Origin of the sequence: Mesorhizobium sp. BR1-1-6 (genome assembly GCF_020165355.1) — a bacterium.
Classification (GTDB): Bacteria; Pseudomonadota; Alphaproteobacteria; order Rhizobiales; family Rhizobiaceae; genus Mesorhizobium.
Genome location: NZ_JAIUHZ010000016.1, coordinates 79982 through 95146, shown reverse-complemented (window position 1 = coordinate 95146; position 15165 = coordinate 79982). Strand labels below are relative to the sequence as shown.

General features: G+C 63.2%; 15 protein-coding genes. 9 read left to right on the top strand and 6 right to left on the bottom strand.

Annotation, left to right across the window (positions count from 1 at the left end; genetic code table 11):
• Positions 1-19 precede the first annotated feature (19 nt).
• Positions 20-1273 carry a multidrug efflux MFS transporter gene (locus LB545_RS23940; protein ID WP_140521761.1) on the bottom strand — a complete coding sequence of 418 codons (1254 nt, stop codon included), beginning with the start codon at positions 1271-1273 and terminating at the stop codon, positions 20-22.
• A 118-nt stretch (positions 1274-1391) separates the two neighbouring features.
• Between LB545_RS23940 and LB545_RS23935 the strand changes: the two genes are divergently transcribed.
• Both LB545_RS23935 and LB545_RS23930 read left to right on the top strand, forming a co-directional pair.
• Complete coding sequence (locus LB545_RS23935; protein ID WP_140494070.1) at positions 1392-2057, top strand: GntR family transcriptional regulator; 666 nt, start codon at positions 1392-1394, stop codon at positions 2055-2057.
• Between the two features lie 103 nt (positions 2058-2160).
• Positions 2161-2421 (top strand): DUF982 domain-containing protein, encoded by a 261-nt coding sequence (locus tag LB545_RS23930; protein ID WP_140494068.1) that lies wholly within the window; start codon positions 2161-2163, stop codon positions 2419-2421.
• Between the two features lie 27 nt (positions 2422-2448).
• Here the strand turns inward: LB545_RS23930 and LB545_RS23925 are convergent, their stop codons facing one another.
• Together LB545_RS23925 and LB545_RS23920 are read right to left on the bottom strand one after the other, a co-directional pair.
• On the bottom strand, positions 2449-2595 hold the full coding sequence (locus tag LB545_RS23925) for a hypothetical protein (protein WP_140494066.1): 147 nt from the start codon (positions 2593-2595) through the stop codon (positions 2449-2451).
• A gap of 80 nt (positions 2596-2675) precedes the next feature.
• The gene (locus LB545_RS23920; RefSeq protein WP_140515679.1) at positions 2676-3719 is read right to left on the bottom strand and encodes an aldo/keto reductase; all 1044 of its coding nucleotides are present in this window, start codon (positions 3717-3719) and stop codon (positions 2676-2678) included.
• Positions 3720-3958: 239 nt separating this feature from the next.
• Between LB545_RS23920 and ppk2 the strand changes: the two genes are divergently transcribed.
• Complete coding sequence (gene ppk2, locus LB545_RS23915; protein ID WP_140494062.1) at positions 3959-4879, top strand: polyphosphate kinase 2; 921 nt, start codon at positions 3959-3961, stop codon at positions 4877-4879.
• 90 nt (positions 4880-4969) lie between these two features.
• On the opposite strand, the gene LB545_RS23910 is transcribed toward ppk2, so the two are convergent.
• The 3 genes from LB545_RS23910 to LB545_RS23900 form a co-directional block, all read right to left on the bottom strand.
• A complete protein-coding gene (locus LB545_RS23910) occupies positions 4970-5617 on the bottom strand; it encodes a dihydrofolate reductase family protein (RefSeq protein WP_140557014.1) in 648 nt (215 codons plus the stop codon).
• Positions 5618-5838: 221 nt separating this feature from the next.
• On the bottom strand, positions 5839-6870 hold the full coding sequence (gene hemB / locus LB545_RS23905) for a porphobilinogen synthase (protein WP_224619343.1): 1032 nt from the start codon (positions 6868-6870) through the stop codon (positions 5839-5841).
• A gap of 88 nt (positions 6871-6958) precedes the next feature.
• Complete coding sequence (locus tag LB545_RS23900; protein WP_140560571.1) at positions 6959-7789, bottom strand: DUF2066 domain-containing protein; 831 nt, start codon at positions 7787-7789, stop codon at positions 6959-6961.
• Between the two features lie 195 nt (positions 7790-7984).
• On the opposite strand from LB545_RS23900, the gene LB545_RS23895 reads away from it, so the two are divergent.
• The 6 genes from LB545_RS23895 to glyA all read left to right on the top strand — a co-directional run bounded on the left by LB545_RS23895 (position 7985) and on the right by glyA (position 15102).
• Positions 7985-9028: an enoyl-CoA hydratase/isomerase family protein gene (locus LB545_RS23895; RefSeq protein ID WP_140521769.1), complete on the top strand. Its 1044-nt coding sequence runs from the start codon at positions 7985-7987 to the stop codon at positions 9026-9028.
• A complete protein-coding gene (locus LB545_RS23890; protein WP_140665439.1) occupies positions 9025-9447 on the top strand; it encodes a DUF6163 family protein in 423 nt (140 codons plus the stop codon). The genes LB545_RS23895 and LB545_RS23890 overlap by 4 nt, the downstream gene beginning before the upstream one ends.
• Positions 9448-9684: 237 nt before the next feature.
• Positions 9685-10200: a transcriptional regulator LdtR gene (gene ldtR / locus LB545_RS23885; RefSeq protein WP_013896002.1), complete on the top strand. Its 516-nt coding sequence runs from the start codon at positions 9685-9687 to the stop codon at positions 10198-10200.
• A gap of 349 nt (positions 10201-10549) precedes the next feature.
• Positions 10550-11803: a murein L,D-transpeptidase gene (locus LB545_RS23880; RefSeq protein WP_140494050.1), complete on the top strand. Its 1254-nt coding sequence runs from the start codon at positions 10550-10552 to the stop codon at positions 11801-11803.
• Positions 11804-11966: 163 nt separating this feature from the next.
• On the top strand, positions 11967-13607 hold the full coding sequence (locus tag LB545_RS23875; protein WP_224705944.1) for a Na+/H+ antiporter: 1641 nt from the start codon (positions 11967-11969) through the stop codon (positions 13605-13607).
• Between the two features lie 181 nt (positions 13608-13788).
• Positions 13789-15102: a serine hydroxymethyltransferase gene (glyA, locus tag LB545_RS23870; RefSeq protein ID WP_140494046.1), complete on the top strand. Its 1314-nt coding sequence runs from the start codon at positions 13789-13791 to the stop codon at positions 15100-15102.
• Positions 15103-15165 lie beyond the last annotated feature (63 nt).

Here is a 15165-nt window from a genome sequence, read left to right as displayed (position 1 = left end):
TGATCGGCTGGGCAGTTCGTCAGGGCTTGCCCGCTTCCATCAACATATTCCGCGTCCGCCGCGCCTGGACAATCCAGTTGTAGACCGCGCCGAGCGCCATCAGCACCGACGTGCCGAGAAACACCGCCCGCATGCCGAAATGGCCGCCGACGAAACCGCCGGCAAGCGGTCCGGCGACCTGGCCGACATATTGGGCCGAGATCGAAAGACCGAGCACGTTGCCGCCGACGCCGTCGGGAATGTTGTGGCGGATGACGCTGGTGATGCAAGGCAGCAAACCGCCGAGCGCCAGGCCCATCAGGAAGCGCAGCCCGATCAGTTGCCAGCCGTCGGTGACGAAGGCCTGCGGAATGAGCAGCAGCGCCGACACGGCCAGCGCGCCGACGACGACGTTCCAGTGACCGACGCGGTCGGCGAGCCTGCCAAGCCATGACGCCGACAGGATTGCGCCAAGGGCGGCCGCCGACATCACCACGCCGGCAACGAGCGTCACCCGGCTCTGGTCCTCGATCAGCTGCTGCACATAGACGGTGATGATCGGCTCGATCGACATGGTGGCGAAGGCCAGCAGCATGCCGGTCGTCAGCATGGCCACGACCGGACGCTTGTCGGCAATTTGCGACCAGCCGCTCTTCGGCTTTGCCGCCGTCGCGGCTTTGCTTGCTTGCGGGCGCTGGTTCTCCTTGATCAGGAATGTCGTCGCCAGAAAGGCAAGGAAGATGACGCCGCCGGACAACAGAAAGGTCGCGCGGATGCCGATTACCGGCGGCAGCGCGCCGCCGAGCAAGGGGCCGACCAGCGAACCTGCCGTGATGCCAGCGGACAAGACACCGAGCGCCCAGCCGGAGCGGTCCTTCGGCGTCTGCATGGCCACCAATATGGTCGAGCCGGAGGAATAGCCGCCGGCAAAGCCGATCAGCAGGCGCAGCAGCACCAATTGCCAGACCGTCTCGACCATTCCGGTCAGCGACATGCAGATCGCCATGCCGAAGGAGGCGCGCACCAGCATCAGCTTGCGGCCGTAGCGGTCGCCGAGCCGTCCCCATAACGGCGCAACGAGCGCCGCCGCGAAGAAGGTCGCCCCATAGGCGATGCCCGACCATTGCACGATCGCCGCATGGCCCTCGACGCCCAGTTGCTCGACATAGAGCGGCAGGAACGGCAAGAGCAGGGTCATGGCGATGAGCGTGCTGAACGAACCCGCGAAGCAGACGGCGAGATTGCGCCGCCAGTGGATATTGTAGCCGCCCTGTTCCGTATCGTTCTGCGTCATGCCGTGCCTGCGTGTGCCAGGGATTGTTGTGGATACCATTTTGGGATACCAAGTCGGTATCCGTCATGGACCCACAGCCCGACCGCTGTCAATGCGGGCACGTGAAAAGGCAACAACGATGTCGCAGATGCACAACGTCGAACGGCAGCTCCGCGAGATGATCCTTGGACTTGAGATCGGCCCGGGTGAGAAACTCACCGAGCGCTGGATCGAAAGCCGCTTCGGCGCCTCGCGCACGCCGGTCAGGGCTGCGCTGCTGCGGCTCGAAACCGAAGGGCTGGTCGGCAGGGACGGGCGCGGCTGGACGGTCTCGCCCATCAACCTGGCCGAACTCGAGCAGATCGCGGTCTACCGCGAAGCGGTCGAGGTCGCGGCCTTGCGGCTGACATGCGGGCTTGCCGACAGAAGTGCCGTCGATGTCATCGAGGCTATGCTCGTCTCTTGCGACGACGACACTCCGCGCGAGGAATGGCATCGCGTCGGCATGGATTTCCACATCGAGCTGGCGCGACTGTCCGGCAATGAATTCCTGTTTCGGGCCGTCCGCGACGCGATGACCAGGCTTTCGCGCGCCCGTTGGCTGGAGGTACGCGATGGAGCGGCCCTTGGCCGCGCCTGGGCCGAACATCATGCCATCCTGGCCGCCGTGCGGAGCGGCGATGCACAGGAAGCCGCGCGCTTGCTCTCGCAGCATATCGTGGGCAGTCGCGACCGTCTGTTGACGTCGCTGGCCAATGATCGCCGCGGCCTTCGCGCCAGGGGATTTGCCGTCGTGGCGGCATAATGCGGCCTGCAGGGCAGGCCACTCGCCGCCGAAAAAAGGACCACCGGCCCCGAGCCCCACTTTCGGCCTCGCTTCGCGGACGCCGATGGCGTAGGACCGGGCGATGGAAAACAACCGATTTGAAGTACCCGTGACCGTCAAATCAGTCACGGCGGGAAGTACACAGCTCTTACGCTCGGCCCGCGAGGCTTCCGACTATCTCATGAACAGCTGGCCCGGCAAGCGCACCCCCAAGCATCGCGCGGCGCTGCAGGCCTGCCACGATGCGCTGGCCGGCGACAAGCCGGCCATGAACGCAAGGCGCGCCTTTATCGCGGCGGCGCGTGAAGTGGACGTCTTCGTCAGCGACAAGGCGCCGGCCTGATCCAGGCCGGATTGCCGCCGCGCGCCGTCATTCCTCTGTTTCAATCTCGGCGTCAGTCTCGGGTTTCTGACGCTCCCGCGCCGCAGCCTTGGCCGCCAGCTTTTCGGCCTTCTTGGCCGCCTTCTGGCGATCGCGTTCTTTGCGTTCCTGATCGTAATTTGGTGCTCGTGCCATAGCGGCTCCTTTTTTGCTGTTCTTGTGGGCTGACTACGCGTCGTTCGCCTTCCGACGTCTCGGAGCCAGCACCAGGGTTCCTATAAGCTGCTTCGGTCGATCACAAGGTCGGCGGCGCCGAAACGCTCCTTTGCCGTCAGCTGCTGATGCCAATAGGGATAGAGCAGGGGCGGGCGGCTGACCGCGTCGAGGCGATCACGTTCCTCGCCGGCCAGCGTCAGGCTGGCCGCCGCGATATTGTCCCTGAACTGGGCCTCGTTGCGCCCGCCGATCACAAGCGAGCTGATAGCCGGCCGGCCAAGCAGCCAGGCAAGCGCCACCTGTGCGGCGGACACACCGCGGGCCTTACCGATTTCGACCAGCACATCGACGATCCGCCACAGCCGGTCCTCGTCGCGGATTGGCGGTTCGGACCAGCCGGCGACCTGGCGCGCGGTCGGGCTGTCACGGTGATACTTGCCCGACAGCAGGCCTCCCGCCAGTGGGCTCCACACCAGCACGCCCAATCCCTGGTCGACCGAGATCGGCAGCAGCTCGTATTCGGCTTCGCGTGCTTCGAGCGTGTAGTGGATCTGCTGGGTGACGAAGCGCGGCTGATGGCGGGTGTCACTGATGGAGAGCGCCTTCATCACCTGCCAGCCGGAATAGTTGGAGCAGCCGATATAGCGGATCTTCCCCTGGCCGACCAGCGTGTCGAGCGCGGCGATGGTCTCTTCGAGTGGCGTCACGCCGTCCCATTCGTGCAGGAAATAGATATCGATGACGTCGGTCTTGAGCCGCTTAAGGCTTTTCTCGCATTCGCGGATCAAATGATGGCGCGACAGGCCTTCGTCATTGGGACCGTCGCCGATGCGCATGCGCGCCTTGGAGGCGATCAGCACGTCGTTCCTGCGCTTGCCGCCGAGTGCCTCGCCGATGATCTCCTCTGACAGGCCGTCCGAATAGACATTGGCCGTGTCGATGAGATTGATGCCGGCATCGATGCACAGATCGATCATGCGCTTCGCCTCGGCGAGATCGCTGTTGCCCACAGCCGCGAACGGGCCGGCGCCGCCAAAGGTCATGGTGCCCATCGTCAGCGCCGAAACCTTCAGGCCGGAACGGCCGAGAGTGCGGTATTCCATGTCAGTCCTCGCGATTGAGAAGAATGGCCCGATCAGGTTGCTGGATTTGTAGGACAATCCGTGCGGCTTGTCGCCCTCCGGCCCCAGCACACCGATGAGCGGCCGTGGCGTGCCCCTGCAATAAAACCGTCATTGCCGGCCTATACTCAGTCGATCAGGGCGTTGCGCGCCGCCGTCAGGACGCGACCAGTGCGCCCGGTCGTTGCCGGAGGCGGCAGCTTGCAGATGGAGGAACACCGATGAATGAATCCATACCCAAGTCCGGCGCCCGGGACTGGCTGGAAGCCGAACTCGCCGACACGCTCGACGAGGACTATGAACTGGAGATGTCGGAACCGGCGCTGTCGCTGGAGATCGCCAGGATCTACAAGAACGCGCATCCGCCTTCTATCGACCGCATGCAGTATTTTCGCGACCTGATCGGGCTGCAATCCGAGCTGATCAAGCTGCAATCCTGGGTCGCCTACCACAAGAAGAAGCTTGTGGTGATCTTCGAAGGCCGCGATTCGGCTGGCAAGGGCGGCGTCATCAAGCGCATCACCCAGCGGCTCAACCCGCGGATCTGCCGCGTCGTGGCGCTTCCGGCACCGACCGAGCGAGAGACGTCGCAATGGTATTTCCAGCGTTATGTGCCGCACCTGCCGGCCGGCGGCGAGATCGTTCTGTTCGACCGCTCCTGGTACAACCGTTCCGGCGTCGAGCGGGTGATGGGTTTCGCTGGGCCCGATCAGGTGGAGGAATTCTTCCGTGACGTGCCGGAGTTCGAGCGCATGCTGGTCCGTTCGGGCATCACGCTGGTCAAATACTGGTTCTCGATCACCGACGAGGAACAACAGATGCGCTTCCTGATGCGCATCCACGATCCGATGAAGCAGTGGAAGCTGTCGCCGATGGACCTGCAGTCGCGGGTGCGCTGGGAACAGTACACCAAGGCCAAGGAAGAGACCTTCGCCCGTACCAACATTCCGGAGGCGCCCTGGTTCATCGTCGAGGGCAACGACAAGAAGCGCGCTCGGCTGAACTGCATCGACCACCTCTTGCAGCAGGTTCCCTATGAAGAGGTGCCGCACGAGGAGATCACGCTGCCCGAGCGGGTCTTCAATCCCGAATACGAGCGCCAGGTGCTGCCGCGCGAGCTCTACGTGCCCGAGAAGTATTGAACGAGAGTTTGTCCTTCTCCCCGTATAGTGACGGGGAGAAAGGATCTGCACCAAGGGTTGCCAATTCCCACTGTCGCAGACAACTAATTCCTAAGTCCGCTTGATGACGACATGCGTGGCAAGCGGCGTCGCTACTTGTTCGCTGCACGCGTAGCCGAGCTTCGGCATATCAATCCCGGCGAAGAGGTGCTCGCCGGAGCCGAGCAGCACCGGCGAGATCGCCAGATGCATCTCGTCGATGAGCCTCTCCTGGAGGTACTGCCGGATGGTGGCGACGCCGCCGCCGACCCGCACATCGCTGCCATTGGCCGCTGCCCTTGCCTGCTCGAGCGCCGAATGGATGCCATCCGTAATGAAGTAAAAGGTCGTGCCGCCCTCCATGACGATCGGCTCGCGCGCATGGTGGGTCAGCACGAAGACCGGCACATGATAGGGCGGGCTGTCGCCCCACCAGCCCTTCCAGTTTTCGTCAGGCCATTCGCCGCGGATCGGCCCGAACATGTTGCGGCCGAGGATCCAGGCGCCGACATTCTCGAAGCTGCGCGCCGCGAACGCCTCGTTGGTATCGGTTGTGCCGCCGTCGTCTCCGAGCACCATCTTGCGGAAGGTGCGGGTACCGATCATCCATTTGTGCAGGGCTTCCCCGCCGACCCCGAGCGGGTTTTTCAAATCCTGGTCGGGACCGGCGCCGTAACCGTCGAGCGACAAGGTGAATGCGTTGACGCGAAGTCTGGACATGGAAAGCCTCCTCAGACCAGTTGTATTTTGCAAGCAGTTACTTTCTAGCAAACCGATTGCAAATTGCAAGTAGTATTTTCAGCGATCGAGAAGATGCATATCCGTACTTCGCCCATGCGATGTCCAGAGTGAAAGTGGCGGCTGCCGAGACAGCCGCCATACCGGCTCATTCGCCGGTGAGTTCCATGAAGAGCATATGGTTTGAAGGCGCTGGGAGGAAACTATGCTCTCAGCATCTCCGCCACCTCAGGGGCGAAATAGGTCAAAATGCCGTCGCAGCCGGCGCGTTTGAACGCAAGAAGCGATTCCAGCATAGCCTTTTCGCCGTCGATCCAGCCATTGGCGCCCGCCGCCTTGATCATCGAATATTCGCCCGACACCTGGTAGGCGAAGGTTGGCACCGCAAATTCGTCCTTCAGCCTGCGGATGATATCGAGATAGGGCAGGCCGGGCTTGACCATCAGCATGTCGGCGCCTTCGGCCAGGTCCTGCTCGGCCTCGCGCACCGCTTCGTCTGAATTGGCGTGGTCGATGTAATAGGTCTTCTTGTCGCCCTTGAGCAGGCCGGCCGTGCCGACCGCCTCGCGGTACGGCCCGTAGAAGGCGGAGGCGAATTTCGTCGCATAGGACATGATCGCCACGTCCTGAAAACCGTTTGCGTCGAGCGCGTCGCGGATCGCTCCGATGCGGCCGTCCATCATGTCGGACGGCGCGATGATGTCGGCGCCGGCCGCTGCTTGTATGACGGCCGCCGCGGTCACCTGTTCCACCGTCTCGTCATTGACGATGAGACCGTCGCGCAGAATGCCGTCATGACCATGGCTGGTGAACGGGTCGAGCGCGGCGTCGGTGATGACGCCGATCTCAGGCACCGCGTCCTTGATCGCGCGCGTGGCGCGGTTGATGACGTTGTCGGGATCGAGGATATGCGAGCCGGTCTCGTCGCGCAGCGAAATGTCCACATTGGGAAAGGTGGCAAGCGCGGGGATCCCTAGCTTCGCCGCGCGTTCGGCCTCCTTGACGGCAAGGTCGATCGACAGGCGGAAGACGCCCGGCATGGCGGCGATCGGCTCGCGCACTTGTCTGCCGTCGACGACGAAGATCGGCCAGATCAGGTCGTCGACGGAAAGCTTGTTCTCCTGCACCAGGCGCCGCGACCAGTCGGCCTTGCGCATGCGTCGCAAGCGGCGGCTGCCGGTGATGTCGTCGACGCTGCGCGCGCCGGCAGGTTTTGCGGGGGTGAATCTGTTCATCGCCAAAACTCTCGTTTGGCCGGCTTTTATCACGCACCCGTGGTGCTGACCAATGCGACACGTTTGTGCCAGCAATCCGGTCGGGTCCTTATTCGGGTTTCCCGTTGCCCGAAAGGATCTGCGCCGCACCGCGCATGCCGACACGGAACGCCTCGTCGAAGCCGACGCCGCGCACTTGCCAGGCGTAGGTCTTGCCGGCCTTCCCCAGCCGCCAGTCGGCGATCCAGCCCAACTCCTTGTCGCTCCAGACGATGCTGCCGGAAAGCGCTTGGTCGGCGCCGGCCATTTTCGCAACCGTGTCCAGCTTCGCCATGTCGGCGTCGCGCATGATCCTGTCGTCCAGCCCCGCCTTCGACAGCAGCGCTGCCGTGGGGAAGGTTACCTGCATGGCGATCGGCGCGGCGGCATTGCCGAACGACTCGCGCATCAGCACGCCGCGCTCGTCATCGGCATCGAGCGCGAAATGCCTGACGCCGCGCTCGGTCGACAAGAACACCGCCAGCCGTGGCCTTTCGGTCAGCCATGGCCTGCTGCCGAGCGAAGCCAGCACCGGATCGATCATCGCCGGGCTGTACTGGCAGTAGAGGTTGTGAGGCCGATCATACGTGCCCTGATCGTCATGGTTGGGAATGCCTTCCATGCGATCGCGGTAGCGAAAGGCCGTCACGAAGCTGCCGGCCTTGTCGCGCAGCGCCGCCATCTCCGGTTTCGCCGGCAGGCGCTGGTCGCCGGAAACCCGGACCAGAACCGCGTCGAGGCAACGTTTGAAGCCGGCCTGGCGGTTCTTCTCGTACCGACCGTTGACGATGGTCTGCGACTGGTAAAGATCGGCGAGGCTTGCCGCCAGGGTCGGTTGCAAAGCCAGGCAAATGACGATCAGCCCGATCGTCATCGGCACGAGGCGCGCAAATCCAGCCATGAGCAACACCCCATTGGAAACCCGCTACAGCTGCGCAGTCGCCGTGCGGTTCCCGGCGTTGCGGCGACAACGGCTCTTTTAGCACTAGGCTCCGGCACGAGCCAAGACGCGCTGCCGGCATGCCGGCATTGACGCGGCCATGGGCCACGCTTTAGCACTTCAGTCCCGGCGGAGCGGGGGAGGGATTCTTTCACGATGGATTTTGGCGGAGGCGACGAGATCCGCTTCGAACATCTGGGCCGGGCCGGCATCGTCACGTTGACGCGGCCGCGGGCACTCAATGCGGTCACGCACGGCATGGTCAATGCACTCGCCAAGGCATTGCACGCTTGGGAGCGGGACTGGAGCGTCGACGTCGTCGTCGTCAAGGCCGAGGGTAGGGCGTTTTCGGCCGGGGGCGACATTCTCCACATCTATGAGGCCGGCCGGGCCGGTAAGCCGCCTGTCGAGTTCTTCGCCGACGAGTATCGGCTGAACGCCCAGATCGCGCGTTTCAAAAAACCTTATGTGGCGCTGATCGACGGCATCGTCATGGGCGGCGGCGTCGGCATCTCCTTTCATGGATCGCACCGGGTGATGACGGAAAATGCGCAGTTCGCCATGCCGGAGGTGGGTATCGGCTTTTTCCCGGATGTCGGCGCCAGCCATCTGCTGCCCGATCTTGGCGGTTCCTTCGGCATGTACCTGGCGCTGACCGGCAATCGTATCCGCTATGGCGACGCGTTGTGGTCCGGGCTGGCCACGCATACGATCAAGGCGCAGGACCAGGCTGGCTTTCTCGACCAACTCGCCGCCACCGGCGATCCCGAATCGGTGCTGCGCGGCTTCTTCATCCCGGCGAAGCGCGAGACGGACAGGCAGGTGCTGGAGGCGATCGCCCATCACTTCGCGCAGGCGTCGCTTGCCGATATCATCGGCAGCCTGGAGCAGGCGGCAGGGAGCGATGAGTTTGCGGCAAGGACGCTGGCGACGATCCTGACGCGCTCGCCGACCAGCCTTCGTGTCGCCTGGCGCCAGATCACTGCCGGCCTGACGCTGCCGATGGATCAATGCATGAAGATGGAGTTCCGCATCCTCAACCGGATGCTCGCGGGCCACGATTTCTACGAAGGCATACGCGCCACCATCATCGAAAAGGGTTCCAAGCCGCAATGGCTGCCGGCAACCCTCGATGCGGTCGACGACGCGGATGTCGATGCCTATTTTTCCTCGCTCGGTGAACGGGAACTCGCGCTATGAGTGAGGTGACGTCCAGACGCGTCGTGCTTCAGCCTTCAGGGGTGGAGGTTATCTTCGCCTGGTTCCAGCGAATCATATCAGGATACTGCCTGCTGTTCGGTATCCTGTACTGGATCAGGCTTATCGGCTTCTATCCCGGCTCGCTGTGGCGCTTCGACCTGATGCCGGTCCACTGGCAGGTGACAGCGGTGATGCTCGCCGTGTTTTTTCCCTTTGCCGCAGCCGGCCTATGGATGCTGGCTTCCTGGGGGCCGGTGATTTGGTTCATCTGCGCCGCGACGGAGATCGTCATGTATGCCGGCTTTCCCGAACTCTTCGGCCACCGCCCGCTCATCGTCGTCTCGCATGCGGGGGTGGCGCTGCTCTATGTCGTTTTCCGCCTCGTCATCTATCTGCAGAAGCGGTCGCCCCGGACCTGAAGCCGGCACGCGCCGCCGGCGATCCGGCGGATCGGATTTCGCCCTGAAATCATTGGCTAAATCTTTAGGTTAATTATCCTTGCTCGAGTGACCGTTCGTTAAGCGTCTTGCGAAACCTATTACCGGTAAGCTCTTGTTAGCCTTGGCGTTTAAGTCGAATTTTATGAGTATTCGATAGTGTCGCGATCAAGGTGAAAAACAAAAAATCACCAGGGCGACAAACGAGAGGCAAAGACAATGATCAATTCGCGTCCGGCGGCAAAGACCGCCAACGTTTCCGACGATCGCCGCGAGGCAATCCGTTCCCTGTACATGGAATCGCTCCAACTGGTCGAGCGCCTGCACCGCCGTCTGCTCGACGTGATCAAGGACGAGTTCGACCGCAATGGCCGTTCCGACATCAACGCCATCCAGGCGCTGCTGCTCTTCAACATCGGCAATTCGGAGCTGACTGCCGGCGAGTTGCGCTCGCGGGGCTACTATCTCGGCTCGAACGTCTCCTACAATCTCAAGAAGCTTGTCGATCTCGGCTTCATCAACCACCAGCGCTCGCGCATCGACCGTCGTTCGGTCCGCGTCTCGCTGACGCCGAAGGGTAACGAGGTGGCGGACGTGGTCGCCGGTCTCTATGAGCGCCATGTCGGCTCGATCGAGCAGGTCGGCGGCATCAACACCGACGAATTCAAGCAGATGAACCGCGCCCTCCAGCGCCTCGACCGCTTCTGGAACGACACCATCGCTTACCGGATGTAAGCCACATCCCCAATCAGAAGCCGCGCCACAGAAGCGCGGCCGCAACAGCGACCTCCAGTCAGGGCCGGTGCCGAAAAGCATCGGTCTTTTCTTTTCGTTGCGCTGGCCGAAGCAAATTGGGGCCCAAGGCCACGTTGCCGCCATATTCCAATGGAACCGAAGATGGCAGTGATGCTGTGGTGAAGACCATGAGTTCACCCGCAGCCGCGTAGCCTTGCGCGTTTTCACACCGAGGTGATGCGGACCATGGTTGGCTAATTGTTAAGATTGCCAATTTTAGAGTGCGGGCGAGATCGCCCGATGATCAACGCAGCAAGTGTTCGAACTGCTACAAATGTCTGGAACGTCCATGAGAACCAGCCGCCGTTTCTTCCTTTCCGGAGCCTCCGCGCTCGCAGCCGCCGTTGTTGCCGGCCGCGCCAGCGCGCAGGACGTGATCGGGGACATCCTGAAGTCCTCGGCGCGCGGCAACTGGGACGATCAGTTCGACGCCCGCGCCAGCGCAGGCGGCAAGGTGGCCTCGACGCTGCCGATCTTCAGCCCGCAGACCGTCGCCTTCACCGAGCAGGCTGTGGCGCAGTACCAGAACATTGTCGGGCAGGGCGGCTGGGTCGAGGTTCCCGCGACCAAGAAACTGCAGCTCGGCGTCGACGATCCCGATGTCGTGCCGCTGCGCAAGCGCCTGATGGTCGCCGGCGACCTGTCGCAGAGCGCCGGCATCTCGACGGCCTTCGATTCCTATGTCGACTCGGCGGTCAAGCGCTTCCAATTGCGCCACGGCCTGCCGGCCGACGGGGCGCTGGGCAAATATACCTACGCGGCGATGAACGTTTCGGCGCAGATCCGGCTCGGCCAGTTGCAAACCAATCTCCAGCGATTGAAGGAGAAGGCGGGCACGCTTGGCAGCCGTTATGTGCTGGTCGATATTCCGGCAGCGCAGGTCGAGGCGGTCGAGAACGATCGCGTCGTGCTTCGCCATACCGCGATCGTCGGCAAGATCGATCGCCAGACACCGATCGTCAATTCCAAGATCAACGAGATCATCGTCAATCCATATTGGAACGCGCCGGTGTCGATCGTGCGCAAGGACATCATCCCATTGATGCGCAAGGACCCCGATTATCTCAAGAACAGCCATATTCGCCTGTTTGCGCCAGATGGCAGCGAAGTCGATCCGATGAATGTGGACTGGTCGACCGACGACGCGGCCAAGTACCGTTTCCGCCAGGATCCCGGTTCGGACAACGCCATGGCGTCGGTGAAGATCAATTTCCCGAGCCCGGACGGCGTCTACATGCACGATACGCCGCAGCAGAGCCTGTTCGGCAAGATGATGCGCTTCGATTCCTCGGGTTGCGTACGCGTGCAAAACGTGCGCGACCTCGTCACTTGGATCCTGCGCGACACGCCCGGCTGGGACCGTCAGCATTTCGAGGCTGCGATCAAGACCGGCGAAAACACGCCGGTCCAGGTCACCAACCCGGTGCCGGTGCATTTCCTCTATCTCTCGGCCTGGTCGACGGGCCCCGGCGTCGTCCAGTTCCGCGACGACATATATGGCCTCGACGGAAACAACGAGCTACAGATCACTTCGTCGCTCTAAGCAATTGATTATTCAGGGAAAAGGCCGCTCTTGAGCGGCCTTTTCTGTCGTCGCCGCCAGGCCATTCACACCGCCGCTGACCTCCAACTCTGCGTAGGCGCGCTCCGGCTGGACGAAGCGCGGGCGATTGCGCATGGTCGGCAAAACTGCCGGAAATCGGACCATGCAAGTTGCCGTCTTCATCCTCGTAGTGCTCGTCCTGGTGGCGCTTTCCGGTGCATTGGTGCGGCTGGTGCGGCTGCCGCTGCCCGTGCTGCAGATCGCTATGGGTGCTGCGCTGGCCTGGCCGGCGCGCGGGCTGCATGTCGAGATCGATCCGGAACTGTTCCTGCTCGTATTCATTCCGCCGCTTCTGTTCGCCGATGCCTTTGCTGCGCCCAAGCGCGAGCTTGTCGCCTTGCGTGGCCCCATCCTCGACCTTGCCATCGGACTGGTCTTCTTCACCATTGTCGGATTTGGCTACGCCTTGCATTGGCTGGTGCCCAGCATCCCGCTCGTCGTCGCTTTCGCGCTCGCCGCGGTGCTGTCGCCGACTGACGCGGTGGCGGTGTCTTCCATAGTCGACAGGAACATCGTTCCGGCGCGGCTGATGCATATATTGGAAGGCGAGTCGCTGCTCAACGACGCCTCGGGCCTAGTCATGTTCCGCTTTGCCGTGGCGGCGGCATTGACCGGCAGCTTTTCCTTCGCCGCGGCCCCGCTGAGCTTTCTCTATGCCGTGGCTGCCGGCATTCTCGCCGGCATGGCGGCGCTGTTCGTTGCCGCCAAGGCGCTGCAACTGCTCAACCGCATCGGCGGCGTGCCGGCGGAGGCGCAGGTTCTGATCATGATCCTGGTGCCTTTCGTCTCCTATCTCGGCGCCGAGCATATCGGCGCCTCGGGCATCCTGGCGGCGGTCACCGCCGGCCTGTTGACCGGAGTTTCCGGCATGTTCCGCTTTCTCGGTGTCTCGGCGCGCATGCAGACGATGTCGCTGTGGTCGACGCTGTCCTTCGTCTTCAACGGCGCGCTCTTCATCCTGCTTGGCCTGCAATTTCCCGATATCATCCGTAAGGTGCCGCCGGAGTTGTCTAGCCGGCACTGGATCATCGAGCCGGTGCTGACAGTCCTGCTGCTGACGCTCTGCCTGATCGGCCTGCGTTTCCTGTGGATATGGATCGGCGACATGGCGGGCGCCATGGCGGCGCGGCTCGGCAAGCGAAAGGCCGAGCCGTTCGGCCTGCGCGTGCGGCTCGCCGGATCGGTCGCCGGCGTGCGCGGAGCGATCACGTTGGCCGGTATCCTGTCGCTGCCGCTCACCTTGCAGGACGGCTCGCCGTTCCCGGCCCGCGACGTGGTGATCTTCCTCGCCGCCGGGGTCATCATCTGCTCGCTGGCCATCGCCAGCCTCGCGCTGCCGAAGATCGCTCGCGGGCTGGTCGAACCGGGCGAGGACCCGGCAGCGGCCGAGGAGCGCCGGGCGCGGGTCGGCGCAGCCAATGCGGCGATCGCCAGGATCGAGAGCATCGCCAATGAGGCAGGCGAGGGCGGGGCCGTCGAGGCACGGCTCGCCGTTGCCGACAGCATCGTCGCCGGCTACCGGCGCCGCATCGCCGCCTCCGACGAGGCCGACGAAGCGCGTGCCGAGGCGCGCGAGGCGAGCCGTCTGGAGCTTGAACTCAGGGCGGCCGGCATAGCAGCCGAGCGCGCCGCGCTACGCGCCATGTTTCTCAGCCGCGAGATCAATGACCATACGATGCGGGCGCTGTTTTCCGAGATCACCTTGACCGAGGCTCTTCTGAAGCAGCGGCGCGACAGGAAATAACGGTTCGCCGCTCTGCTTGCCGCAATCCGGCCAGCAAATTTCGCGCCGCAAACGTGGCGAGGCGAAAACAACTGTGTTAATGGCGCGGCGAACCCAATCCTCTCACACAAAAATGTGCAGCGGTTTGGGACAACGGCATGCGCAAGACAAAACCGACCTCCGGACCTAAGGAATTCAGGCCATGGCAACAGCAGCGGCAGCGTCGAACAAATTCGAATCCTTCTTCGAAACCACGCTGGAAGATGCCGATCCGGAAATTTTCGGCGCCATCCGCAACGAACTCGGACGCCAGCGCCACGAGATCGAACTGATCGCGTCTGAGAACATCGTCTCGCGCGCCGTGCTCGAAGCGCAGGGTTCGATCATGACCAACAAATACGCCGAGGGCTATCCGGGCAAGCGCTACTATGGCGGCTGCCAGTTCGTGGACGTCGCCGAGGAGCTGGCGATCGAGCGCGCGAAAAAACTGTTCGGCTGCAACTTCGCCAACGTGCAGCCCAATTCCGGCAGCCAGATGAACCAGGCGGTATTCCTGGCCCTCCTGCAGCCGGGAGACACCTTCATGGGCCTCGACCTCAATTCCGGCGGGCATTTGACGCACGGCTCGCCAGTCAACATGAGCGGCAAATGGTTCAAGGTCGTGTCCTACGGCGTGCGTAAGGACGACCACCTGCTCGACATGGACGCCATCGAGAAGACGGCGCATGAGACGAAGCCGAAGCTGATCCTGGCCGGCGGCACCGCCTATTCGCGCATCTGGGACTGGAAACGCTTTCGCGAGATCGCCGATGCGGTCGGCGCCTACCTCATGGTTGATATGGCCCACATCGCCGGCCTCGTCGCAGGCGGCGTGCATCCCTCTCCGCTGCCGCATGCCCATGTGGTGACGACCACCACGCACAAGTCGCTGCGCGGCCCGCGCGGCGGCATGATCCTGTGTAACGACGAGGAGATCGCCAAGAAGATGAACTCGGCGGTGTTCCCCGGCCTGCAGGGCGGACCGCTGATGCATGTCATCGCCGCCAAGGCGGTTGCCTTCGGCGAGGCGCTGAAGCCGAGCTTCAAGCTCTATGCCGAGAGCGTCGCCGCCAACGCCAAGGCGCTGGCGTCCAGCCTACAGGAGACTGGCCTCGACATCGTGTCGGGCGGCACCGACAACCACCTGATGCTGGTCGACCTGCGCCCCAAGAATGCCACCGGCAAGCGCGCCGAGGCAGCGCTTGGGCGCGCCAACATCACTTGCAACAAGAACGGCATCCCCTTCGACCCGGAAAAGCCCTTTGTCACCTCCGGCGTGCGGCTCGGCACGCCCGCCGGCACAACGCGCGGCTTCGGCCAGGCCGAGTTCCGCGAAATAGGCAAGCTGATCGCCGAGGTGCTGGATGGCCTCAAGGCCGCCAATTCCGATGAGGGCAATGCCTCGGTCGAGGCCGCGGTCAAGGCCAAGGTCGTGGCGCTGACCGATCGATTCCCGCTCTACCCTTATCTCGGTTGACCTCGCGCCACGCGTCATCTCTTATCCGCCAGCGGCGCGCCGACCCCCGATCGGTCGACGCGC